General features: G+C 63.1%; 22 protein-coding genes. 13 read left to right on the top strand and 9 right to left on the bottom strand.

Going from position 1 to position 22,121, the window contains the following annotated elements; all coding sequences use genetic code 11:
- From AC07UB_RS19745 to AC07UB_RS19735, 3 genes are read right to left on the bottom strand one after another with little or no spacing between them, the layout of a single operon-like run.
- A complete protein-coding gene (locus AC07UB_RS19745; protein ID WP_492792094.1) occupies positions 1–2,871 on the bottom strand; it encodes a DUF4159 domain-containing protein in 2,871 nt (956 codons plus the stop codon).
- Positions 2,868–3,812, bottom strand: a complete 945-nt coding sequence (locus AC07UB_RS19740; protein ID WP_492792095.1) for a DUF58 domain-containing protein — start codon at positions 3,810–3,812, stop codon at positions 2,868–2,870. Before AC07UB_RS19740 ends, AC07UB_RS19745 begins: the two co-directional genes overlap by 4 nt.
- Positions 3,812–4,816 (bottom strand): AAA family ATPase, encoded by a 1,005-nt coding sequence (locus AC07UB_RS19735; RefSeq protein ID WP_492792096.1) that lies wholly within the window; start codon positions 4,814–4,816, stop codon positions 3,812–3,814. Before AC07UB_RS19735 ends, AC07UB_RS19740 begins: the two co-directional genes overlap by 1 nt.
- A 263-nt stretch (positions 4,817–5,079) precedes the next feature.
- Between AC07UB_RS19735 and AC07UB_RS19730 the strand changes: the two genes are divergently transcribed.
- The 4 genes from AC07UB_RS19730 (at position 5,080) to AC07UB_RS19715 (ending at position 7,907) form a co-directional block, all read left to right on the top strand.
- Positions 5,080–5,688 carry a DUF1285 domain-containing protein gene (locus AC07UB_RS19730; protein ID WP_492792097.1) on the top strand — a complete coding sequence of 203 codons (609 nt, stop codon included), beginning with the start codon at positions 5,080–5,082 and terminating at the stop codon, positions 5,686–5,688.
- A gap of 70 nt (positions 5,689–5,758) precedes the next feature.
- Positions 5,759–6,394: a CoA pyrophosphatase gene (locus AC07UB_RS19725; protein WP_492792781.1), complete on the top strand. Its 636-nt coding sequence runs from the start codon at positions 5,759–5,761 to the stop codon at positions 6,392–6,394.
- Positions 6,391–6,654: a DUF6111 family protein gene (locus AC07UB_RS19720; RefSeq protein ID WP_492792098.1), complete on the top strand. Its 264-nt coding sequence runs from the start codon at positions 6,391–6,393 to the stop codon at positions 6,652–6,654. The genes AC07UB_RS19725 and AC07UB_RS19720 overlap by 4 nt, the downstream gene beginning before the upstream one ends.
- Positions 6,651–7,907 (top strand): CCA tRNA nucleotidyltransferase, encoded by a 1,257-nt coding sequence (locus AC07UB_RS19715; protein WP_492792099.1) that lies wholly within the window; start codon positions 6,651–6,653, stop codon positions 7,905–7,907. The genes AC07UB_RS19720 and AC07UB_RS19715 overlap by 4 nt, the downstream gene beginning before the upstream one ends.
- 21 nt (positions 7,908–7,928) lie before the next feature.
- On the opposite strand, the gene AC07UB_RS19710 is transcribed toward AC07UB_RS19715, so the two are convergent.
- The 6 genes from AC07UB_RS19710 to AC07UB_RS19685 all read right to left on the bottom strand — a co-directional run bounded on the left by AC07UB_RS19710 (position 7,929) and on the right by AC07UB_RS19685 (position 11,709).
- Positions 7,929–8,192, bottom strand: coding sequence for a YodC family protein (locus AC07UB_RS19710; protein ID WP_492792100.1), 264 nt, complete (start codon positions 8,190–8,192; stop codon positions 7,929–7,931).
- Between the two features lie 144 nt (positions 8,193–8,336).
- Complete coding sequence (locus AC07UB_RS19705) at positions 8,337–9,047, bottom strand: outer membrane protein (RefSeq protein ID WP_492792101.1); 711 nt, start codon at positions 9,045–9,047, stop codon at positions 8,337–8,339.
- Positions 9,048–9,265: 218 nt separating this feature from the next.
- A complete protein-coding gene (gene hemF / locus AC07UB_RS19700; RefSeq protein ID WP_494654206.1) occupies positions 9,266–10,141 on the bottom strand; it encodes an oxygen-dependent coproporphyrinogen oxidase in 876 nt (291 codons plus the stop codon).
- Between the two features lie 41 nt (positions 10,142–10,182).
- Entirely contained in the window at positions 10,183–10,548 is a 366-nt protein-coding gene (locus tag AC07UB_RS19695) for a 6-pyruvoyl trahydropterin synthase family protein (RefSeq protein WP_494653939.1), read from the bottom strand.
- A gap of 15 nt (positions 10,549–10,563) precedes the next feature.
- A complete protein-coding gene (gene queE / locus AC07UB_RS19690) occupies positions 10,564–11,196 on the bottom strand; it encodes a 7-carboxy-7-deazaguanine synthase (RefSeq protein WP_494653940.1) in 633 nt (210 codons plus the stop codon).
- Between the two features lie 30 nt (positions 11,197–11,226).
- The gene (locus AC07UB_RS19685; protein ID WP_494654208.1) at positions 11,227–11,709 is read right to left on the bottom strand and encodes a tRNA (cytidine(34)-2'-O)-methyltransferase; all 483 of its coding nucleotides are present in this window, start codon (positions 11,707–11,709) and stop codon (positions 11,227–11,229) included.
- Between the two features lie 274 nt (positions 11,710–11,983).
- Here AC07UB_RS19685 and petA point away from each other — a divergent pair, with 274 nt between their 5' ends.
- The 9 genes from petA (at position 11,984) to AC07UB_RS19640 (ending at position 22,119) form a co-directional block, all read left to right on the top strand.
- Positions 11,984–12,514 carry a ubiquinol-cytochrome c reductase iron-sulfur subunit gene (petA, locus tag AC07UB_RS19680; protein WP_492792784.1) on the top strand — a complete coding sequence of 177 codons (531 nt, stop codon included), beginning with the start codon at positions 11,984–11,986 and terminating at the stop codon, positions 12,512–12,514.
- Positions 12,515–12,561: 47 nt separating this feature from the next.
- On the top strand, positions 12,562–14,640 hold the full coding sequence (locus AC07UB_RS19675; RefSeq protein WP_492792104.1) for a cytochrome c1: 2,079 nt from the start codon (positions 12,562–12,564) through the stop codon (positions 14,638–14,640).
- A 158-nt stretch (positions 14,641–14,798) separates the two neighbouring features.
- Positions 14,799–15,743: a bile acid:sodium symporter family protein gene (locus tag AC07UB_RS19670; RefSeq protein ID WP_492792105.1), complete on the top strand. Its 945-nt coding sequence runs from the start codon at positions 14,799–14,801 to the stop codon at positions 15,741–15,743.
- Positions 15,740–16,726 (top strand): NAD-dependent epimerase/dehydratase family protein, encoded by a 987-nt coding sequence (locus AC07UB_RS19665; RefSeq protein WP_492792106.1) that lies wholly within the window; start codon positions 15,740–15,742, stop codon positions 16,724–16,726. The genes AC07UB_RS19670 and AC07UB_RS19665 overlap by 4 nt, the downstream gene beginning before the upstream one ends.
- On the top strand, positions 16,723–18,018 hold the full coding sequence (locus tag AC07UB_RS19660; RefSeq protein WP_492792107.1) for a flavin-containing monooxygenase: 1,296 nt from the start codon (positions 16,723–16,725) through the stop codon (positions 18,016–18,018). The genes AC07UB_RS19665 and AC07UB_RS19660 overlap by 4 nt, the downstream gene beginning before the upstream one ends.
- A gap of 27 nt (positions 18,019–18,045) precedes the next feature.
- Complete coding sequence (locus tag AC07UB_RS19655) at positions 18,046–18,720, top strand: dienelactone hydrolase family protein (protein ID WP_492792108.1); 675 nt, start codon at positions 18,046–18,048, stop codon at positions 18,718–18,720.
- The gene (locus AC07UB_RS19650; protein ID WP_492792109.1) at positions 18,721–19,185 is read left to right on the top strand and encodes a GNAT family N-acetyltransferase; all 465 of its coding nucleotides are present in this window, start codon (positions 18,721–18,723) and stop codon (positions 19,183–19,185) included.
- 193 nt (positions 19,186–19,378) lie between these two features.
- The gene (locus tag AC07UB_RS19645) at positions 19,379–21,544 is read left to right on the top strand and encodes an anthranilate synthase component I (RefSeq protein WP_494653944.1); all 2,166 of its coding nucleotides are present in this window, start codon (positions 19,379–19,381) and stop codon (positions 21,542–21,544) included.
- 35 nt (positions 21,545–21,579) lie between these two features.
- The gene (locus AC07UB_RS19640; RefSeq protein ID WP_492792111.1) at positions 21,580–22,119 is read left to right on the top strand and encodes an adenine phosphoribosyltransferase; all 540 of its coding nucleotides are present in this window, start codon (positions 21,580–21,582) and stop codon (positions 22,117–22,119) included.
- Positions 22,120–22,121: the final 2 nt, after the last annotated feature.

The raw sequence follows: 22,121 nt of genomic DNA, 5'->3' as shown, positions 1-22,121 counted from the left end.
TTACTGCCCGAGCCGTTCGATCAGCGCCGGAGCGTGCACCTGATCGGCCTTGTAGTTGCCGGTGAGCGTGTACATCACGATGTTGACGCCGGCGCGGAACGCGAACTCACGCTGGCGCGGATCGCCTGGCGTTAGCGGCAGCATCGGCTGGCCGTCGGCCCGCATCGCCCATGCGCCGGCGAGATCGTTGGAGGTAATGATGATCGGGGAGACGCCGTCGCCGCCGCGTGCGGGCCGGTCGGCGGCATCCTCGTCCTCGACGCGCGGCAGGGTCTCGACCCAGGTTTGCCCGGCGTTGAACCGGCCGGGGAAGTCGCGCAGCAGATAGAACGTTTTGGTCAGCACGTGCTCGCGCGGCACCGGCTCGAGTTCGGGAATATCGAGCGAGGAAAGAATTTCGCGCAGTGTCAACATGCCCGGCGTCTGCGATTCACCGCCCGGACCCGGCGGCGCTTCGACCGCGTCACGGGTGTCGAACAACACGGTGCCGCCCTGTTTCATATAGGCGTCGAGTTTGTTGATGGCGTCCTGCGACGGCTTCGGTGCGCCGGTGACCACCGGCCAGTAGATCAGCGGAAAGAAGGCGAGTTCGTCGCGCGCCGGATCGACGCCGACCGGCTCGCCGGCCTCCAGCGCGGTGCGCTGCGCGAGGAACAGCGTCAGTCCGGAGAGGCCCGCCTTGACGATGGAATCAACGTCAGCGTTGCCGGTGACGACATAGGCGAGGCGGGTCTGGGCCACGGCCTTGATCGCGAAGTCATCCGCAGCGGGATTGCTTGCAGGCGCGGACTTGCTTGCCGGCGCAGTTGCGGGCGGAGCTTTCGGCGCTTGCGCATGAGACGGTGCAGGCATGCCCGCGACGGAGGCGAGCGCGAATGCGAGCGCGAGCGCCGCTGTCGCGGCACGGCGTCTCATTAACGCTGCGAGCCCGCCGCCGAGAATAGCGACAATGATCGCATCGATCAGAAACAGCGCCAGCGCGGTCGAGAGCAGGATGCCGCGCAGGTCGCGCGGTTCGGCATTGGTGTAAGTCGCGCGCTGCGCCTTCAATGCGGACGTGTCGAGCGGTGCGAGCCGGTCTGCTGCTGCGAGCGTATTCACCGCGAGCGGACCGTCGGCGGGTCCGTAGAAGCCGGGCGGATGATCGAGGGTGGCGCGGTCGCGATAGTCCGCGCGCAGCGGCTTCGCGGTGGACGGCGGCGGCCCGAACGCGCCGAAGCCGTCGAGGGTGCGGATCGGCGCAACAGTCTCCGCACTGCCCTCGGTGGCGACGCCTGCGCCTGCGTTGGCCGTATAGCCGGACATATCGACGATTCGTCGCAGCATCTCGACGAAGGTGCCAGACATCGGCAAATCCGACCAGCGCATATCGGCGCTGATATGGAACAGCGCGACCACGCCCTTGTCGCGGTGCTCGCCGGTGACCAGCGGCGTGCCGTCGGCCAGCGAAGCCCAGCTTCGCGATGCGAGCGCCGGGTCCGGTTCGGCCAGGACCTGACGGGTCACGGTGATGTCCTTCGGCACGGCAAGGCCGGCGAAAGGCCCATCGGCAGCGAAGGAGGCGAGGGGTTGCGGCTTCTCCCATGTGAGGCTGCCGCCGAGGCTGCGTCCGCCGCGGCGCAATTTGACCGGTACCAGATCGTCATCGCCCGCCGCGAGACGTGGCCCGGCGAAGCGCACCAGCACGCCGCCCTGCGCGATCCATGCGTTGAGGCGGTCGCGAATGTCCGGCGATAGTGTGCCGACATCGGCCAGCACGATCATCGGCAGCTTCTGATCGAGGAATTGTCCAATGGCCACGGCGGGCGCGCCGCGCTCACCGAGTCGCACATCGGCGAACGGCGCCAGCGCGCGCGTGAGATAGAATGTCGAGGCGAGCAACGGCTGCGCGGTGTCGCTGGTCGCACCGGAGACGATGCCGATGGCGCGCCGCCGCCAGCGCTTGTCAAGCAGTTGAACAGCACCGGCCGAGCGCTCGCCGCTCACTTCAAGCCGCGCGATGTCGTTGCGCAGTTCGACCGGCAGATCGAAGCTCGCCTCGACCTCGCGATCCTGCGAGCCGAATGCGAACTTCGCCTCGCCGATCGGCGAGCCTTTCTGGTCGAGCGCGCGCACCAGACCCGTGTCGCCGCCACTACCGTTGGCGCGCAAGACCTTCACCGTCATCTTCGCTGCGGCGTTCTCGGCTGCGACCAGCGCATGCGCCGGCGGCGTGCCGCCCTCGACGATTGTCAAGACGCGATCCTGAATCGTTTTGGTCAATCCTTCGGTGAACTCGCTGCCGCGTCCGGTATCGATGCCGTCGCTGAGCCAGACGATCTCGCCGTCGCCGGTCTTGGCGAGAAAACGCGCCAGCGCCGGCAGGGTTTCCACGCGCTCGACGGCGTAAGGCTTCGGCGCAAGCTGGCGCAGCGCGACGCGCGCGGTTCCGGCCGGCATCAGCGTGATGTCGCGGGTGCTCTCCGACAGCGGCACGATGGCGACGGCGCGCCGGTCGGACTCCGCGTTGGACATCAGTTCGTCGGCGCTCTTGATGCGCGCCTCCCAGCTGGCGGCGGCGCTCCATCCGTCGTCGAGCAGCAACACCAGCGGCGCGCTGGAGCGCGTCACGCCTTCGCTCGGATTCCAGATCGGTCCCGCCGCGGCGAGGATCACGAGTGCGGCCGCAAGCAGGCGTAGCAGTGTCAGCCACCACGGCGTGCGGGACGGGGTTTCTTCCTTCGGTGCGATGTCGAACAGCAGCCGCGTCGGCGGAAAATCGATGCGGCGCGGGCGCGGCGGCATGACGCGCAGCAGCCACCACAAAGCGGGAAGGCTCAGGAGGCCAGCCAGCAGCCAAGGTTCGGCGAAGGACAGCGGCAGGCCCATCATGCGGAGCGCCCCGCGGTGGTGGCAACGCGGCCTCCACTTCCTTTGGCGACCATCATGCCGCTGTGAAGATAGAGCAGCAGTTCGGCAGCCGAGCGATCCGTGGTGTGGGTCGAGAACAGCCAGCCGAGCTTGTTGGTTTCCTCGCGGATGGCGGTGCGATGGGCATCGACCCGCGCGACATAATCCTTGGCCCAGGCTTCGGCGCGGCCCGCGGTGATGACCTCGCCGCCTTCGGGTTCGACGAATTCGACGCGGCCCGAATAGGGAAATGTTTCTTCAGCGGGATCGACGACCTGCAACAGCGTACCATGCGTGCCCGACGATGACAGCCCGCCGAGCATGGTTCGGATCTCGCCAATCGGCGACCAGAAGTCCGACAGCACCACGACTTCCGACAGCGCGGACGGCACGAACGCGGGCGGCAGGCTCGACCGTGTGACGGTGTCGTGCAGGATCGCCTGCGCCATCTTGTCGACGATGTTGCTGCTCGAACTCGGATTCATCAGGCCGGGAATGCCGACGCGCTCGCCGCCGGCCACCAGCAGGTCCGCCAGTGCGAAGGTCACCACCAGCGCGCGTTCGAGTTTGCTGTCGCGCGCGGTCTTCGATGCGAACGCCATCGACTTCGAGCGATCCGGCCACAGCCACACCGTGTGCGCGGCTTCCCATTCCTGCTCGCGAACATACAGGTGATCGTCGCGTGCCGAACGCCGCCAGTCGACGTTCTGCGAGGCTTCGCCGGAGACGAAGCGGCGGTATTGCCAGAAACTCTCGCCGGTGCCGGCGCGGCGGCGTCCATGCAGGCCGTGGATGACGTTGGCCGAGATGCGGCGCGCTTCCAGCACGAGACGCGGCAGGGACGCGGCGAGCGAACGGCTTTCACCATCGGCACGTCGGACTGCTTCGATCTCCTGGAGTGCTGGTTGCGGCCGTGCTGCCATCAGCCGATCCGTGCCTTCAACTGCTTGATGACTTCGGGAATGGTGCGGCCTTCGGCGCGCGCCGAGAAGGTCAGCGCCATGCGGTGCTTCAGTACGGGTTCCGCCAGATCCAGCACGTCGTCGATCGACGGGGCGAGCCTGCCGTCGAGCAGCGCGCGGGCACGGACGGCGAGCATCAGCGCCTGGCTGGCGCGGGGACCGGGTCCCCATGCGATCGATTTGCCGATGTCGCCATTGTCGTCGCCCGGACGCGCGGACCGCACGAGCGACAGAATGGCTTCAACCACGGAGTCGCCGACCGGCAGACGGCGCACCAGCCGCTGCGCGGTGAGTAGTGTGTCTGCCGTCATTGCGGCTTTCGCCACTGCCTGCTCGGCGCCTGTCGTTTCAAACAGGATACGGCGCTCGGCATCGCGGTCGGGATATTCGACGTCGATTTCCATCAGGAAGCGATCGAGCTGGGCTTCCGGCAGCGGGTAGGTGCCTTCCTGTTCCAGCGGGTTCTGGGTCGCGAGCACATGGAATGGTTTCGGCAGATCGTGCCGCGCGCCGGCCACCGTGATGTGCTGCTCCTGCATCGCCTGCAACAACGCGGACTGCGTGCGCGGGCTGGCACGGTTGATTTCGTCCGCCATCAGGAGTTGTGCGAACACCGGTCCCGCGATGAAGCGGAACGAGCGTTTGCCGGTCGCGCTTTCGTCCAGCACTTCCGCGCCGAGAATATCTGACGGCATCAGGTCTGGCGTGAACTGCACGCGCTTGGCGTCGAGGCCGAGCGTGATACCCAGCGTTTCGACCAGCTTGGTTTTTGCGAGACCGGGGACGCCGATCAGCAAGGCGTGTCCGCCTGACAGGATCGTGACCAGCGCATTTTCGATGACACGTTCCTGACCGAAGATGACGGTCGAGACCGCTTCGCGGGCCGTCCTGATGTTGCCCGCGATCTGCTCGGCCGAGCGTACGATCACGTCTTCCAGTTTCTCGACACCGTCTGCGCCAGACATATTGGTCGCTCCTTGCTTCGTGTTGACCCATGCTAAACCGATGCAAAGGCCATGTATTCTCTTATGTATTCCCGGATTCAGGCTGTCCCCACCTTACCGGCCGGGGGACTTGAAACTCATCACGATGTGGCGAGTAATCCCGCAGGGCAGTGTTGAGAATTTGCCCGTTGTTTTCACCGTTCCACGTCTGGTTCGGACTTGCACCATCCGTGCCAAACAGCGGCAAACGTGCCAAACAGAAGCGTCAACGGTCAGGGTAAACAATGGCGAACCAAGGGCAGAAACAGGAACCGAATCCGGTTCAGCGCCTCGACGGCCTGACCCAGGCGGCGCGTGGTGCTGCGACAAAAGGTCTGCCGCCGGTCCATCTGTGGAATCCGCCGTTCTGCGGCGATCTCGACATGCGGATTGCAACCGACGGCACCTGGTTCTATCTCGGCACGCCGATCGGCCGGCCGGCGCTGGTGAAGCTGTTTTCCACAATTCTCAAGCGCGAGGACGGCAAGTATTTTCTGGTGACGCCGGTTGAGAAGGTCGGCATCCGCGTCGATGACGCGCCGTTTCTCGCGGTGGAAATGGAGAAGGACGGCGAGGGTGCGGCGCGGACGTTGCGCTTTCGCACCAATGTCGAGGACTGGGTGTCATGTGACAGCGATCATCGCCTGCGATTCGAGGCAGCCGCCGGTGGCGGACTGACGCCCTATCTTCACGTTCGCGCCGATTTGTGGGCAAAGGTCACGCGCGCGCTCTATTATGATCTGGTCGAGATGGGTGAGGTGCGAGTCGTGGACGGCCACGAGATGTTCGGGGTCATGTCCGGCGGCGAGTTCTTTTCGATGGCCGACGCGGCGCAAGCAAGAGATCCGGTTTGACGAACGAGGGTTTGGGTTGACGAAAAGTGTTTTGAAGGACGCTGCATCCGCCAGCATCGCTCCGCTCGATATGAGCTCCGGCGAATTCTTCCGCCGGGCCCGCGCCCGGCTGAACTTCGATGTGCCGCCGGGACTGACCGATGCCGACGTGCTCGCGCCGACCGGCGATTTCGGCACCGACGCCATGCTGCAGATTATCGCGAAGGAGCGCCCGGTGCGTCCCGCGGCGGTGCTGATACCGATCGTGGAGCGGGATGTGCCGACCGTGCTGCTGACCAAACGCGCCGAACATCTCAACGAACATGCCGGGCAGATATCGTTTCCAGGCGGCAAGATCGACGCAACCGACGCCTCGCCGATGGACGCGGCGTTGCGCGAGGCCGATGAGGAAATCGGACTCAAGCGCGACTTCATCGATCCTGTCGGGTATCTCGATGTCTACGCGACCGGTTTCGGCTTCCGGATATTGCCGACGCTGGCGAGGGTGCGGCCGGGATTCGATCTCACCATCAGCCCGAATGAAGTGGACGATGTGTTCGAGGTGCCGCTGGCGTTTCTGATGGACCCGGTCAATCACAAGCTCGGCAGCAAGGAATTCCGCGGGATGCAACGCTCGTTCTACGAGATGCCGTTCGAGGAGCGCTACATCTGGGGCGCGACCGCTGGCATGCTGCGCGCGCTTTACGAACGGATCTATCTTTCATGATCCGTCCTGTTCTCACCGAGATCGCGATTTTCCTCATTCCATTCGCGGTCTATGCGGTGTTTCTTTTCGCGAGCCGATCGAACGTCTGGGTCAAGTCGTCATGGCCGCTGCATGTCGTCGGCAAGCTGGCGGTCGGAGCGTTCGTGCTCGTGATCGTCAGTCTGGTGCTGCTGGCGCATTTCTCCGGCGCGCCTCCGGGCGCGACCTACACTCCGGCACGCATCGAGAACGGCAAGCTTGTTCCGGGGACCGAGAAATGAGCGCCGCCCGCGTGCTGCGTGACGCTGCGTGGCTGACGTCCGGCCCGGCCGCGAGCGTGCTCGCGCTTCTCAACGCAGATGGTGAGGAAGCCCGCGTGGTCGGCGGCGCGGTTCGTAATGCGCTGTTTGGACTGCCGGTGGGCGAGATCGACATTGCAACCACGGCGCTACCCGAGGAAGTGATCCGCCGCGCCAGGCTCGCGCATATCAAAAGTGTTCCGACCGGTGTGGAGCATGGCACGGTCACGCTGGTGATCGATGGCCAGCCTTTTGAAGTCACGACGCTGCGCGAAGATATCGAGACCTTTGGGCGCAAGGCCAAGGTCGCATTCGGGCGCGACTGGAAACGCGACGCGCTGCGCCGCGACTTCACCATCAACGGATTGTCGGTGACGCAGGACGGTGCGGTTCATGACGAGGTCGGTGGGTTGGCGGACATCGAGGCGCGGCGCGTGCGCTTCATCGGCGAGCCGTCGCAGCGTATCGCCGAGGACTATCTGCGCATCCTGCGGTTTTTCCGCATTCATGCGGCTTACGGCGAGGGCGCGCCGGATCGTGCCGGATACGAGGCCTGTATCGCCGGACGCGACGGTCTTGCCGGTCTTTCCGCCGAGCGCATCCGCATGGAAATGCTGAAGCTCGTGGTCGCGAAGGAGGCCGCATCGGCGCTGGTGATGATGGACGATGCCGGTTTGCTGCTGCGGCTGACGGCGGGTGTCGTTTATCACGGCGCGTTCGCCGGGATGATCGCCGCGGAACGCGAACTCGGTCTCGAGGCGGATCCGGTGCGTCGCCTCGGCGCGCTGACGATTGCGGTGACCGAAGATGCGAAACGCCTGTCGCAGCGCTGGCGGTTGTCCAATATCGAGACCAAGCGGCTGGATTCGATGGGCCACCGCTGGTGGCGGCTTGTCGGCATGGATGAGACCGTCGCCCAGCGGCGGTTGTATCGCCTCGGTGACGCGCGTTATCGGGACCGGATCATGCTGGCCTGGGCACGGGCGGGGCGTGACGCAGCTTCGCCGTCATGGCGTGAGTTTGCGACGCTGCCGGATCGCTGGATGGCTCCGGCGTTCCCGCTGAAGGCGGCCGATTTCATCGCGCGCGGTATCGCCGAGGGACCGGCGCTCGGTCATGTTCTGACACTCGCCGAGGACGCCTGGCTGGCGATGCAGTTTCCGCTCGACGAGTCGGCGCTGAAAACCATCGCCGATGACACCGTCGGGCGATTCACGCGGGATCATCGGCTTTGATGTGACGGTTGCCGCCGCGACTTAGGCGAGTTCCGCCGTTTTTTTCGCGTGGTGATCCTCGTCTTCGTCCTCGTCTTCACTCTCCTCGTCTTCGTCCTGCTCATCCTCATCGTCGGAGGTGTCGATGTGAGCGACTTCGAGAACGGAGGCGGGAAGTTTTTCGCGGAACAGATCGCCTTCTTCGCCGATCCAGACGCATTCGACCAACTCGTCGGTGACTTCGGCAACGGTCAAAGCCGGACCGCCGGATTTGAGAATGACGACGTCGCCTGCTTTCAGTTCCATGATCGGCTCCTTGGTGGGGTGAGGAGCCGCAACCTAGCCGCGCGACATGACATGCCGACAAAGCGAGGCTGACAAAGATCTGCGGAAAAAGAAAAACCCCGGACTGTGTCCGGGGTTTTGAACTTTTTGCGCCGTGCGCTGAGATCAGCGCAGCAGGCTGAACCAGTCGAACTTGTAGTTCACGCCGACCTTGCCGGTGTGGACGCCGCCGAAGTGGCTGGTCGCCACCAGGCCCGGAGGTCCAAACGACAGATCCTTGTCGAAGCCGAGGTAGAGATACTCGGCCTTGACGCTCCACTTCGGAGCGAAAGCATATTCCCAGCCGCCGCCGACGGCGTAGCCGAACTCAAACTCGTGATCGCTGACCGTGCCGTTGCGCGACGAGCTGTCGAAGCGGGTCAGAACCGCGCCGCCCTTCACGTACAGCAGCGACTTGTCCATGACGTAGCCGAGGCGGGCAGCCCAGACGCTGTAGAGGCTTCCGGTTTCGGTTGCCGCATTCAGGGCCGTGCCAGGATAAAGGGCCGAACCCTTCAGCTTCATGTAACCGGTTTCACTTTCGTAACCGATCAGCCAGCTGGGTGAGAGCTGCAGGTTGTAGCCGCCGGTGTAACCACCGATGACGCTCGAGCCGAGGTCATACGATGTGGTTGCGCCGAGGAACGAGTCCGTCGTTCTGACCGTGTTGCCCGAAGCACCACCGATGTAGAGACCGACGTAGGATCCGGTCCAGGTGAAGACTTCGACGGGAGGAGCCTTGCGATAGATCGGGGCGGTGCCGAGATCGGCCGCGGAAGCCGCGCCTGCCAGGCTGATGCCTGCGGCAGCGAGAAGGAGAACAGCAATCTTGCGCATCGAAGCCCCTTAAAAAACATCGGTGACGGCACGATTCCGCCACACCTATGGCAGGGAAAGTACGTCGGGACAGGGATAGTCTCAAATGGATTTAAGTTGGCTGGACGGTGTCCGGAACCGTTATTTGGCGGGTGTGTTCTCTCGGTGACAGGTCGAGCTCGCCAAAAAGCCTGCCTATTTCCTGAGCTTTCCGGACTTTATCGGCCCGCGGGACGGCTTTACGGCCATTTCACCTCGGGGGGCATGGAGGACAGGATGGAGTCGACATTGCCGCCGGTTTTGAGGCCGAAAATGGTGCCCCGGTCGTAAAGCAGGTTGAACTCGACATAGCGCCCCCGGCGCACGAGCTGTTCCTCGCGGTCCTGGGCCGTCCAGGCGTCCCCGAAATTCCGCCGCACAAGCTCCGGATAGGCCTTGGCAAAAGTCCGGCCCACCTCCTGGGTGAAGGCCAGATCGGCACTCCAGTCGCCCGAATCGAGCCAGTCGTAGAAGATCCCGCCGATGCCGCGGGCTTCCTTGCGATGGGGCAGGTAGAAATACTCGTCGCACCAGGTTTTGTATTTCTCGTAAGGCGCGACCGCTGCGTGAGCGTCGCAGGCCGATTTCATGGCGGCGTGGAAGGCTGCAGCGTCGGGGTCATCCTGGTTTCGCCGCCGGTCGAGCACCGGCGTCAGGTCCGCGCCGCCGCCGAACCACGCCTTGGTTGTCACCACGAAGCGGGTGTTCATGTGAACCGCTGGCACATTCGGGTTGCGCGGATGCGCGATCAGCGAAATCCCCGAAGCCCAGAACCGTGGATCGTCCGCAGCCCCCGGAATCTGCGCGCGGAATTCGGGCGCGAATTCGCCATGCACAGTCGAGCAATGCACGCCGGCTTTTTCGAACAGCCGCCCGCGCAAGACCGACATCACGCCGCCGCCGCCGGGCTTTCCCGAATGATCGGTGCGATCCCAGGGCGTGCGAACGAAATGTCCGGCATGGCCGGGATAAAGTGCTGCCGGCGCATCGGCCTCAAGCTGTTCCAGTGTCGCGCAAATCTCGTCACGCAGGTTTTCAAACCACGCGCGGGAAGTTTGCTTGCGCTCTTCGAGCATCGTGACGGGCTTTTCCAAGGGAATGCCTCCGTTATGCGCGCCTAACTCTGCGGGCCGAAATATGTGCAGCTTTCGTTGCAACTGTCGCGGTGGACGCTGACGCGGGTCACGTGCCCGGTATGCTGAACGCGCTCCCAGATAAAGCGCGTCAGATTCTCCAGCGTCGGCGGTCCCAGCGCTTCGACCTTGTTGAGCAGCTTGTGGTCGAGCATTTTCTGCACCTCGGTCATCCGCTGTTCAAGTACGCCGAGATCCATCACCATTCCCGTCGTGGGGTCCGGCCTGCCGCGAATTGAGACCTCGGCGCGGAACGAATGACCGTGAATTTCGTCGCTGGATTCGCCCAGCGTCGTACCGGGCAGCGCGTGCGCGGCCTCGAAACGAAACGATTTCGTCAATTCCCACATTGGTCGTATCCGGTTTTATCTGATGCCAAGCGTCTTGTGCGTCTGGACGCTGAGTCGCCACTGCGGATGACGCAAACAATAATCAATCGCCGCCTGCGTGCTTTGCGTGATGTCAGGTCCATCCATCGGCTGCAACGAGAACCGCTCGAATTCCAGACCCGCGAAATCCTCGGGGGTGTTTTCTGGCTGCGGATAAACCAGTTTCAGCTCGTGGCCCTTGCGGACGACAAGGTCCGATCCGGCCTTGGGGCTGACGCAGATCCAGTCGAGCCCGGGCGGCGGTTCGATGGTGCCATTGGTCTCGATCGCGATGGTGAATCCGTGCGCGTGAAGGGCGTCGATCAGCGCGATATCGACCTGCAGCAGCGGCTCGCCGCCGGTCAGAACGGCATAGCGATGATCATGCGGACCGATCCACTGCGCGGCGATGGCCGCGGCGAGGTCCTGAGCGTCCGCATACCGCCCGCCGAGCGTGCCGTCGGTTCCGACAAAATCGGTGTCGCAGAATTTGCACACGGCGGTAGCGCGATCCTGCTCGCGGCCGGTCCAGAGGTTGCACCCGCTGAATCGGCAGAACACGGCCGTGCGCCCGGCGTGGGCGCCTTCTCCCTGCAATGTCAGAAAGATTTCTTTGACCGCGTAGCTCAAGCCTTCGTTCCTTCTGGTTTGGCGTGTTTCTTAACGCGAACCGGTCCCCACTTCGCTTGAAAACACGCTGCGCGTTTGTCTGAGTGCCTCGCCAAGCGCCATCGCCACCGTCATGGCGACATTCAGGGAGCGCATTCCCGGCGCAATCGGGATAACCAGCCGTTCGTCCGCTGCGTTTACCACGTCGTCCGGAACGCCAGCGGATTCCCGGCCGAACAGCAGGATGTCGTCGTCCCGGTAGATATGATCGAGATAGGGCGTTGCCGCCTTTGTCGAAAAAAGAACCAGGCGGCTGCCCGATTTGGCCCGCCATGTCTCGAAGGCGGCCCAGGAATCGTGCCGCACGATGGTGACCTGGTCCAGATAGTCCATCCCGGCACGGCGAAAATGCCGGTCTGAAATGGGGAATCCGGCGGGCTCGATGATATGTGCCTCCACGCCGAGGCAGGCGCAGAGCCGCAGAATCGTCCCGGTATTTTGCGGGATGTCAGGTTGAAAAAGAACGACGCGCATCGGAAAACGGCCCTTGGCCCCGGTGGACAACGTGAGGAAAAATCCCTGCGATGGGCGGTTTTAGTGCGTCGCACTAAATGTGCCCGATAGCGGGCTTGCGCTCTCTCGGCAAGGGTGCCAATAGATCGATTCTAGATCGTATGTTCCGCCCGGTTGAGTGGGACAAGTGGTCATTCTGCCACCGCGGGGGCCCGCGGGCACCGGCTTCCTCTCCCGGCGAGTGCATTGCGTCGAAGGGATGGTTCCACCGGTTGCAGTTCGGAAAGGGTTTGCAATCGTGACGTCTTCATCCTCGGCCGAGCCGACACGCCGTGATTTTCTATATGTAGCGACAGGATCCGTGGCCGCCGTCGGCGCCGCCGCAGTGGCCTGGCCGCTGATCTCTCAGATGAATCCGGACGCCTCGACCATCGCCGCCGGCGCCCCGATCGAAGTCGATCTGGCTCCGATCGCCTCCGGACAGGACATCAAGGTGTTCTGGCGCGGCAAGCCGATCTACATCATGAATCGCACCAAGAAGCAGGTCGACGAGGCGCGCGCTGTTCCCACCGCGAGCCTTCCCGATCCGCAGAGCGACCAGTCGCGCGTCAAGGAAGGCCACGATCAGTGGCTCGTGGTGATCGGCATCTGCACGCATCTGGGCTGTATCCCGATCGCGCATGAAGGCAACTATGATGGCTTCTTCTGCCCGTGCCACGGCTCGCAGTACGACAGTTCCGGCCGCATCCGCTCGGGTCCGGCGCCGTCGAACCTGCCGGTGCCGCCTTACGCCTTCGTCTCCGATACCAAAATCAAAATCGGCTAACTTTCGTTGAACCGATTGCGTCGCTTCTTCTTTGTCAGGATCGCATCATGAGCGGACCATCCAGCTACCAGCCGCAAAATCCAGTCTTGAAATGGGTTGAGCGGCGTCTCCCTCTCGGGGGACTGATCCACTCGTCATTCGTCGCCTATCCGACTCCCCGCAATCTCAACTACTGGTGGACGTTCGGCGCGATCCTTTCGATGATGCTGGGCGTCCAGATCATCACCGGCATCATCCTGGCGATGCATTACACGCCGCATGTCGATCTGGCCTTCAAGTCGGTCGAGCTGCTGGTCCGCGACGTCAACTACGGATGGCTGCTGCGCTATCTGCATTCCAACGGCGCGTCGATGTTCTTCATCGCCGTCTACATCCACATGTTCCGCGGCCTTTATTACGGGTCATACAAGGAGCCGCGCGAGGTTCTCTGGATCCTCGGCGTCATCATCTATCTCTTGATGATGGCGACTGGCTTCATGGGCTACGTGCTGCCATGGGGCCAGATGAGCTTCTGGGGCGCCACCGTCATCACCAACCTGTTCGGCGCCATTCCTTATGTCGGCGACAGCATCGTGACGCTGCTGTGGGGCGGCTACTCGGTCGGCAACCCGACGCTGAACCGCTTCTTCTCGCTGCACTACCTGCTGCCGTTCGTGATCGCGGGCGTTGTGGTGCTGCACATCTGGGCGCTGCACGTTGCTGGTCAGAACAATCCGGCCGGCGTCGAGCCGAAGACCGAGAAGGACGTTGTGCCGTTCACGCCTTACGCGACCCTTAAGGACGCGTTCGGCATGTCCTGCTTCCTGCTGTTCTTCGCCTGGTTCATTTTCTACATTCCGAACTATCTCGGCGATCCGGACAACTACATCCCCGCCAATCCTGCGGTGACCCCGGCGCACATCGTGCCTGAGTGGTACTACCTGCCGTTCTACGCGATCCTGCGCTCGATCCCGAACAAGCTCGCCGGCGTTATCGCGATGTTCTCGGCGATCCTTGTGCTGGCGTTCCTGCCATGGCTCGACAGCGCACGGACGCGCTCGTCGAAGTATCGCCCGCTCGCCAAGCAGTTCTTCTGGATCTTCGTGCTGGTCTGCCTGCTGCTCGGCTGGCTCGGCGCCAAGCCCGCGGAAGGCATCTACGTCATTGCCGGCCGCGTCCTGACGTTCTGCTACTTTGCCTACTTCCTGATCGTGCTGCCTGTCCTCAGCCGCATCGAGAAGGCGCGTCCCTTGCCGAACTCGATCGCCGAAGACGTGCTGCGGAAAACCGGCTCGACGAAAGCGCCGATGGTCTCCAGCATGATCGCGATTGCGGTCGGCGGCGCACTGCTGCTGGGGGCTGCCGGCACGGCGCGCGCGGCGGACGATTCGCATGGACTGACGCCGCCCTCGCTGAAGTGGTCGTTTGCCGGTCCTCGCGGCAAGTTCGACCAGGGCCAGCTGCAGCGCGGCCTGAAGATCTACAAGGAAGTCTGCGCCTCCTGCCACGGCCTGTCTTATGTCGCCTTTCGCAACCTGAGCGACGCGGGCGGTCCGGGCTATTCGCCGGCGCAGGCCGCCGCCTTCGCCTCCGAGTACAAGGTCAAGGACGGCCCGAACGATGCGGGCGATATGTTCGAGCGCCCCGGCCGTCCGGCCGACTACTTCCCGTCGCCGTTCCCGAACGAACAGGCGGCCCGCGCAGCCAACGGCGGCGCCTATCCGCCGGACCTGTCGCTGATCGCCAAGGCCCGTGGATATGAGCGTGGATTTCCGCAGTTCATTTTCGACGCCTTCATCCAGTTTCAGGAGAAGGGACCGAACTACATCGACGCTCTGATGCAGGGCTATGAGGACAAGGCGCCGGCCGGCTTCGCGCTGCCGGAGGGGTCGTACTACAACAAGTATTTCCCCGGCCACGCGATCAAGATGCCGAAGCCGCTCAATGACGGTCAGGTGACGTTCGATGACGGATCGCCGGCGACCGTGCAGCAGTACGCCAAGGATGTTTCCGCGTTCCTGATGTGGACCGCCGAGCCGCATCTCGAGGCCCGCAAGCGCCTCGGACTGCAGGTCATGATCTTCCTGATCGTGCTGTCGGGTCTGCTCTACTTCACCAAGAAGAAAGTCTGGGCCGACGCCCACTGATCTTTCTTGAAATCTGAATTGCGAAAGGCCCCTCACGAGGGGCCTTTTTGCTGCGCCAATGCTTCGATGCAGCATGACACTCCAAGGCAATCCGCAAGGCTGGCGTCCCGCGATCCGCTCCACTAACCTTGGCAATCCGGGGCCGGGCTGGGGGGCACATGACGGGCGCACCGATCGACGACATTCTGCTGAATATCAATCCGACGGGCCAGCTTGTGCTCGGCGGCGTGCTTGCGCTCATCATCTACGGCGTAGCGCTCGATCTGCGGATCGACGACTTCATCGAGGTATTTCGCAAGCCGGTCGCACCGCTGGCCGGGCTTCTTGCTCAGCTTGCGATCCTTCCGGCGGTGACATGGGCGATCACCATGCTGCTGAAACCGCAGCCGAGCATCGCGCTTGGAATGATGGTGGTGGCCGCGTGCCCCGGCGGAAACATCTCCAACCTCATCACCCACATGGCGCGCGGCAACACCGCGCTGTCGATCAGCATGACCGGCGTCTCCAGCCTGCTGGCGATCGTGACCACGCCGCTCAACATCCTGTTCTGGGCTGCGCTCAATCCGGATACCGCAGCACTGCTGCGGCAGGTCAGCATCGAGCCGCTGTCGTTCCTGGGCTCGACGATGGCGATCCTCGGGCTGCCGATGGCTCTCGGTCTCGCGACGGTGCACTACTGGCCGCGCCTCGGCCATCTGCTGCGACGTCCGTTGCAGATCTTGTCCTTCCTGTTTCTGGTGGCGTTCATCGGCGGCGCGATCTTCACCAACGCGCGCTATCTCACAACCTTCGTGACGTCGATCCTGCCGTTCGTTGTGCTTCACAACGCCATTGCGATTGCGCTCGGGTGGGGCACCGCGCGCGTGCTCGGCCTGAGCAACTACGACACGCGCGCCATGACCATTGAAGTCAGCATGCACAATTCGGGGCTCGGCCTCGCACTGATCCTCAACCAGTTCGAGGGTGTCGGCGGCGCGGCGCTGGTCGCGGCAGGGTGGGGCGTCTGGCATCTGATTTCCGGATGGGCGCTGGCGGCGTGGTGGAAGCGCCGCGATCCGCATCCGGCCGGGTACATGAGTCAACGCACGGACACGGTGGCATGAGCGAGGCGGATGTGGGATTTGAAGCCATGAAAGGCGGCGTGCTGGTTACCGGCGCGGCGGGTTTCATCGGCAAATCGCTGATCGCCGAACTGGCACGGGGCGGCGCGAACTCGGAAGTCATTGCGCTGGACATGCGCGAAGTGGTCGCCCATGAGCGGCTGCCGAATGTCACCTATGTGACCGCGGACATTCGCGATCCGGCGCTCAGGGAGATTTTCCTGAAATATCGTCCGCAAACCGTGGTGCATCTGGCCTCGGTGGTTGCGGTCGGCGGCGACGAGCAACGCGACTGGGAAATCGACGTGCTCGGCACCAAGAATGTGCTGCAATCGTCGCTCGACGCCAGCGTCGAGCATCTGATCGTCACGTCGAGCGGCTCGGCCTACGGCTATCACGCCGACAATCCGGTGCCGTTGCACGAGGACGATCCGCTGCGCGGCAATCCGGATTTCCCTTACGCGCGCAACAAGCTCGAAGTGGAGGAAATGCTGATTGAATGGCACGATCTGCATGCGCATCTCCAGCAGACCGTGTTCCGGCCCTGCACGGTGCTGGGTCCCACGACGAACAACCAGATCACTGCGATCTTCGAGCGTCCCGTGGTGGTGGGTGTCGGCGGCACCGTGACGCCGTTCTCGCTGATTTCCGATGCGGACGTGGTCGCAGCACTGGTGCAGGCCGTGCGCCATCCGAGACCAGGCACCTACAATCTTGCCGGGGACGGCACGCTGAGCCTGCGGGACATCGCGAAACTGAACAACAAGCCGTATGTTGCCATTCCGCCCGTGGTTCTGAAAGCGGCGCTGTGGCTGCTGCATCTTCTTCGCGTCACGAAACTCGGTCCCGGGCACGCCAAGTTCATCCAGTACCGTCCGGTGCTCTCCAACGAGAAGCTCAAGACGGAGTTCGGATTCGCGCCACGCTACAACGCGCTCGAAGTATTCGAGCGGTATCGCGCCGGACGCGCGGAGCATGTGAAATGACCACGCTTGTCATTGGCGCAGGTCCGGCGGGCCTCGCCGCCGTCAAAAGCCTTAAAGCAGCCGGTCTGCCGGTGAAGTGCGTCGAGAAGAACGCGGACGTTGGCGGGCAGTGGCTCTACGGCGCAGCACCTAGCGCGGTTTATGCCTCGACCCATCTGATTTCCTCGAAGCGCACCACGGCCTATGCGGATTTCCCGATGCCGGAGGACTGGCCGGCCTATCCCGGACATGCGCAGGTGTCGGAATATTTCAAATCCTTCGCCAGGCATTTCGATCTTTACCCTTCGATCAGCCTCAACACGGATGTGCAGAAGATTGAGCAGCGCGACGGGAGCTGGCGCGCGACACTCAGTGACGGCACTGCGGACGACTATGAAAGCGTCATTTTCGCCAACGGCCATCTCAGCGATCCGCTGAAGCCGAAAATTCCCGGTGAGTTCAGCGGCACGCTGATACACGCGAAGGACTACAAGACCGCCGACATTTTCGAGGGCAAGCGCGTGCTGGTGGTCGGCATGGGCAACACCGGCTGCGATATCGTGGTCGATGCCATTCACCGGGCGAAGAAGGTGCTGTGGAGCGTGCGCGGAGGCAATCATTTCGTGCCGAAGTTCCTCGCCGGAAAACCCGCCGACGAAGGTAACCACAAGCCGAAACGTTTCATCATTCCGAAGCGTTTGCGCTCGATGCTGCATGAGCCGATCCTGCGGTTTATGGTCGGACCGCCGGAACGCTTCGGTCTGCCGAAGCCGGAACACCGGCTGTACGACAAGACGCCGATCGTCAATTCGCTGGTGCTCCAGCATCTCGGGCAGGGCGATGTCGCCTTGCGCAAGCCGATCCGGGAGTTTCGCGGCGATACCGTTGTTTTCAGTGACGGTCAGGAAGATCAGGTCGATCTCGTGCTGCTTGCGACGGGTTACGAGATCACGTTTCCATTTCTGGAAGACCTCAGCGAACTGAACTGGCAGCCGGAGAGCAACGCGCCGCGCCTGTATCTCAACATCTTCCCGTCACGCGAGAACGGGCTTTTCGTCGCGGGATTGCTTGAAGGCGCGGGCGTCGGCTGGCCGGGCCGCGCATTGCAGGCCGATCTGATTGCCGCCTATATCAAGGCGCAGAAGGAAAGCGCCGATACAACCGCGGATTTCCGCGACAGGATCGCCGCATTTTACGCAAGGCCGCCGAACAAGAACCGCGGGGAACACGGGATTTTTGTCGACTTCCTGCAATACAAACGTGATCTCGAGAAGGCCATCGCGAGCTTGAGCGTCGCTTCGCCCGCGGTATAAGACAATCAAAGCGTTCCGGAGGACATCATGGGCACCACCATCACTTTCAAGCGTCCCGACGGCAAGGATGCCAAGGGTTATCTCGCCAATGCCGCGCGCGGCAATGCGCCGGGCGTTGTCGTCATCCAGGAGTGGTGGGGCCTGTCCGAGAACATCAAGGGACTTGTCGACCGCTTCGCCGTTGCCGGTTTCGATGCCCTTGCGCCCGATCTCTATGACGGCGTCGTCGTGCCGTATCACGATGCGGACGCGGCAGGCAAAGAGATGAACTCGCTGAATTTCATCGAGGCGACGGAGCAGAACGTGCGCGGCGCGGTGCAGTATCTGAAGCGCAACGGGGCCAAGGTCGGCCTCACCGGCTTCTGCATGGGCGGCGCGGTGACCATCATCGGTGCTGCGAAAATTCCTGAACTGAGCGCAGGCGTCGCGTTCTACGGCATTCCGCCGGAGCAGGCCGCGAAGCCTGCCGATATCAAGATTCCGCTCCAGGGCCACTTCGCCAACAAGGATGACTGGTGCACGCCGGCGGCGGTGGACGCGTTCGAGAAGGCGATGCGAAACGTCGGACATGAGTTCGAGGCGTTTCGTTATGACGCCGATCATGCCTTCGTGAACGAGGAACGTGCCTCGGTGCATGACCGCCAAGCCGCCGAACTCGCCTGGGGCCGCGCCACGGACTTTTTCAAGAAGCATCTGGGGTAAATGTTCACCATCTCCGACCTGCGCCGGCAGCCTGCGTTCTTCGACGCGGTTGCCGATCGCATCTGGCGGGCATGGTGGAAGGAGCGGGGATTTCCGGCGGATTACATCACCGGCCGCCTGAAGGAAAACATGACCCCGTCGCCGATCCCGTTCGCGCTGGTGGCGCATCGGGGCGATACGTTTCTGGGCACGGCGTCGGTCATCACGTCCGACCTTGAGGATCTTCCGCAATATTCGCCATGGGTGGCGGCGGTCTGGGTCGACCCGAAATTCCGGATGCAGGAGATCGGAACGGCGCTGGTCGGGCGCGCGGCGGAGGACGCTTTCGCGCTCAATGTCCGGCGGGTCTATCTTTGCGCCCAGAAGGAAAGACGGCGCTTCTATACCCGGCAGGGGTGGGCCCCGATCGAGGAGAATGTCGGGGAGCGGAAGGTCACGGTTTTTGTCAAGCAAGCCGGGCCTTGACATCATCCCCCGCGGGTGATGATTTGCCCGCCATGAGCACCCTGGCCCTCCCGAACCGTCTTTGGTGGCGCACCTTCTGAAGGTGGCCGGTGCGATTTCTTTTATCACAATCGTCGAGGCCGTCATCGCAGAGCGACGGCCTTTTCGTTTGTCCTGTGTGGCGTTCCTCCAGCAAGTTTCGTAAGAGGACCAGATGAACAGGACGCTTTTTTCCCTTCCCGCCGAGAGTGAATACCGGACCGCCCGGGGCCTCGATGTGGCGCGTTCGGTGGCGCATTTCACCGGGGGCACGGCGCTCGACCGGCTGATCGAGCAACTCGATACCCGCCGCGGTGTGGTGCTGTCGTCGGGCACCACGGTGCCGGGCCGCTATGAGAGCTTCGATCTCGGCTTTTCCGATCCGCCGCTGCGGCTGGAATCCACGGGCACGGATTTTGTCATCGAGGCGTTGAATGCGCGCGGCAAGGTGCTGGTGGCGTTTCTCGGCGCGACCCTGAACGAGCCCTGCGCGGTCATTACGGAGAAGAGCGCGACGCGCCTCGTAGGTCATATCGTGCGCGGCGATGCACCGGTGGACGAGGACCAGCGCACGCGGCGCGCCTCGGTGGTGTCGCTGGTGCGGGACATTATCGCGGCGCTCAATTCTCCGAATGACGGGCTGCTCGGCCTGTTCGGCGCGTTCGCCTACGACCTCGTCTTTCAGTTCGAGGATCTCAAGCAGAAGCGCGCGCGAGAAAAAGATCAACGCGATATCGTGCTGTTCATTCCTGATCGCATCCTGGCTTACGACCGCGCCACCGGACGCGGCGTTATCCTGAGTTACGAGTTCGCGTGGAACGGTCAATCGACCAAAGGTCTTGAGCGCGAAACTCCGGAAAGCGTCTACGCCAGGACAAAGCGCGAAGGCTTTGCCGATCACGCGCCCGGCGTTTATCAGGCCACCGTCGAAACCGCACGCAAGGCGTTCGCGCGCGGTGATCTGTTCGAGGCGGTGCCGGGGCAGTTGTTCGCTGAGCCGTGCGAACGCACGCCAGCCGAAGTGTTCCAGCGCCTGTGCAAGATCAATCCGTCGCCTTACGGCGCATTGATCAATCTCGGCGACGGTGAATTCCTCGTGGCGGCGTCGCCGGAAATGTTCGTGCGCTCCGACGGGCGGCGGATCGAGACGTGTCCGATTTCGGGCACCATCGCGCGCGGTGTCGATGCCATCAGCGACGCGAAACAGATTCAGGAATTGCTGAATTCGCAAAAAGACGAATTCGAACTCAACATGTGCACCGACGTCGACCGCAACGACAAGGCGCGCGTCTGCGTGCCGGGCTCGATCAAGGTTCTGGCGCGGCGGCAGATCGAGACCTATTCCAAGCTGTTCCACACCGTCGATCATGTCGAGGGCATGTTGCGTCCGGGCTTCGATGCGCTCGACGGTTTCTTGACCCACGCATGGGCCGTGACCGTCACCGGCGCGCCGAAGCTGTGGGCGATGCAGTTCGTCGAGGACAATGAACGCTCGTCGCGACGCTGGTACGCCGGCGCGCTGGGCTTTCTGGGGTTCGACGGCAGCATCAACACGGGCCTCACCATCCGCACCATCCGCATGAAGGATGGCCTCGCGGAAGTGCGAGTCGGAGCGACGCTGCTGTTCGATAGCGATCCGGTTGCGGAAGAGAAGGAATGCCAGACCAAGGCCGCGGCGCTGTTTCAGGCGTTGCGCGGCGATCCGCCGAAGCCGCTGTCGGCGCTGGCGCCGGATGCGACAGGCTCCGGCAAGAAGGTGTTGCTGATCGACCACGAAGACTCGTTCGTGCACATGCTGGCGGATTATTTCCGTCAGGTCGGCGCGACTGTCAGCGTCACCCGGCATAATCATGCGCTCGAACTGCTGAAGACCGAAACATACGATCTGCTGGTGCTGTCACCGGGGCCCGGCCGGCCTGAAGATTTCGGCATCTCGAAGTTTATCGGGGCGGCATTGGAGAAAAAGCTTCCGGTGTTCGGCGTCTGCCTCGGTGTGCAGGCCATCGGCGAATACTTCGGGGGCAAGCTCGGACAACTTGCGATGCCGGCGCATGGCCGTCCCTCGCGGGTTCAGGTACGCGGCGGTACGCTGATGGGCAATCTTCCCAATGAGGTCGTCATCGGCCGCTATCATTCGCTCTATGTCGAGCGCGACGGGATGCCGGATGTGTTGGAGATCACCGCCAGCACTGAGGACGGCATCGCCATGGCGATCGAGCACAAGACTTTACCCGTCGGCGGCGTGCAGTTTCACCCGGAATCGCTGATGTCGCTCGAAGGCAATGTCGGATTGAGGATCGTGGAAAACGCGTTCAAGCTCGGCCGGCAGGCCAATGCCTGAACGATCTGTGATGATGGAATTTTGAAAGACGCCATATGACACTTGAAGATGATTTGAAAGCGACGGTCCGCGCCATTCCGGACTATCCGAAGCCCGGAATCATATTCCGGGATATCACCACACTGCTCGGCAACGCGTGGGCGTTCCGCCGCGCGGTGGACGAACTGGTGCAGCCGTGGGCTGGCTCCAAGATCGACAAGGTTGCGGGCATGGAAGCGCGCGGCTTCATTCTCGGCGGTGCGGTGGCGCATCAGGTGTCGGCGGGTTTCGTGCCGATCCGCAAGAAGGGCAAGCTGCCGCACACCACCGTCCGGATCGCTTACTCGCTTGAATACGGTCTGGATGAAATGGAAATGCACGCCGACGCCATCAAGCCCGGCGAGCGAGTGATCCTGATCGACGATCTGATCGCCACGGGCGGTACAGCGGAGGGCGCCGTGAAACTGCTGCGCCAGATCGGCGCGGATGTTGTGGCGGCGTGTTTCATCATCGACCTGCCGGAACTCGGCGGAGCAGCCAAGCTGCGCGCGATGGACGTGCCGGTGCGCACGCTGATGACATTCGACGGACACTGACA

The sequence above is a fragment of the Afipia sp. GW821-FHT04G03 genome, assembly GCF_059419985.1.
Note: the sequence above shows the minus strand (reverse complement) of the source record. Positions and strands in the feature narration are given on the sequence as shown.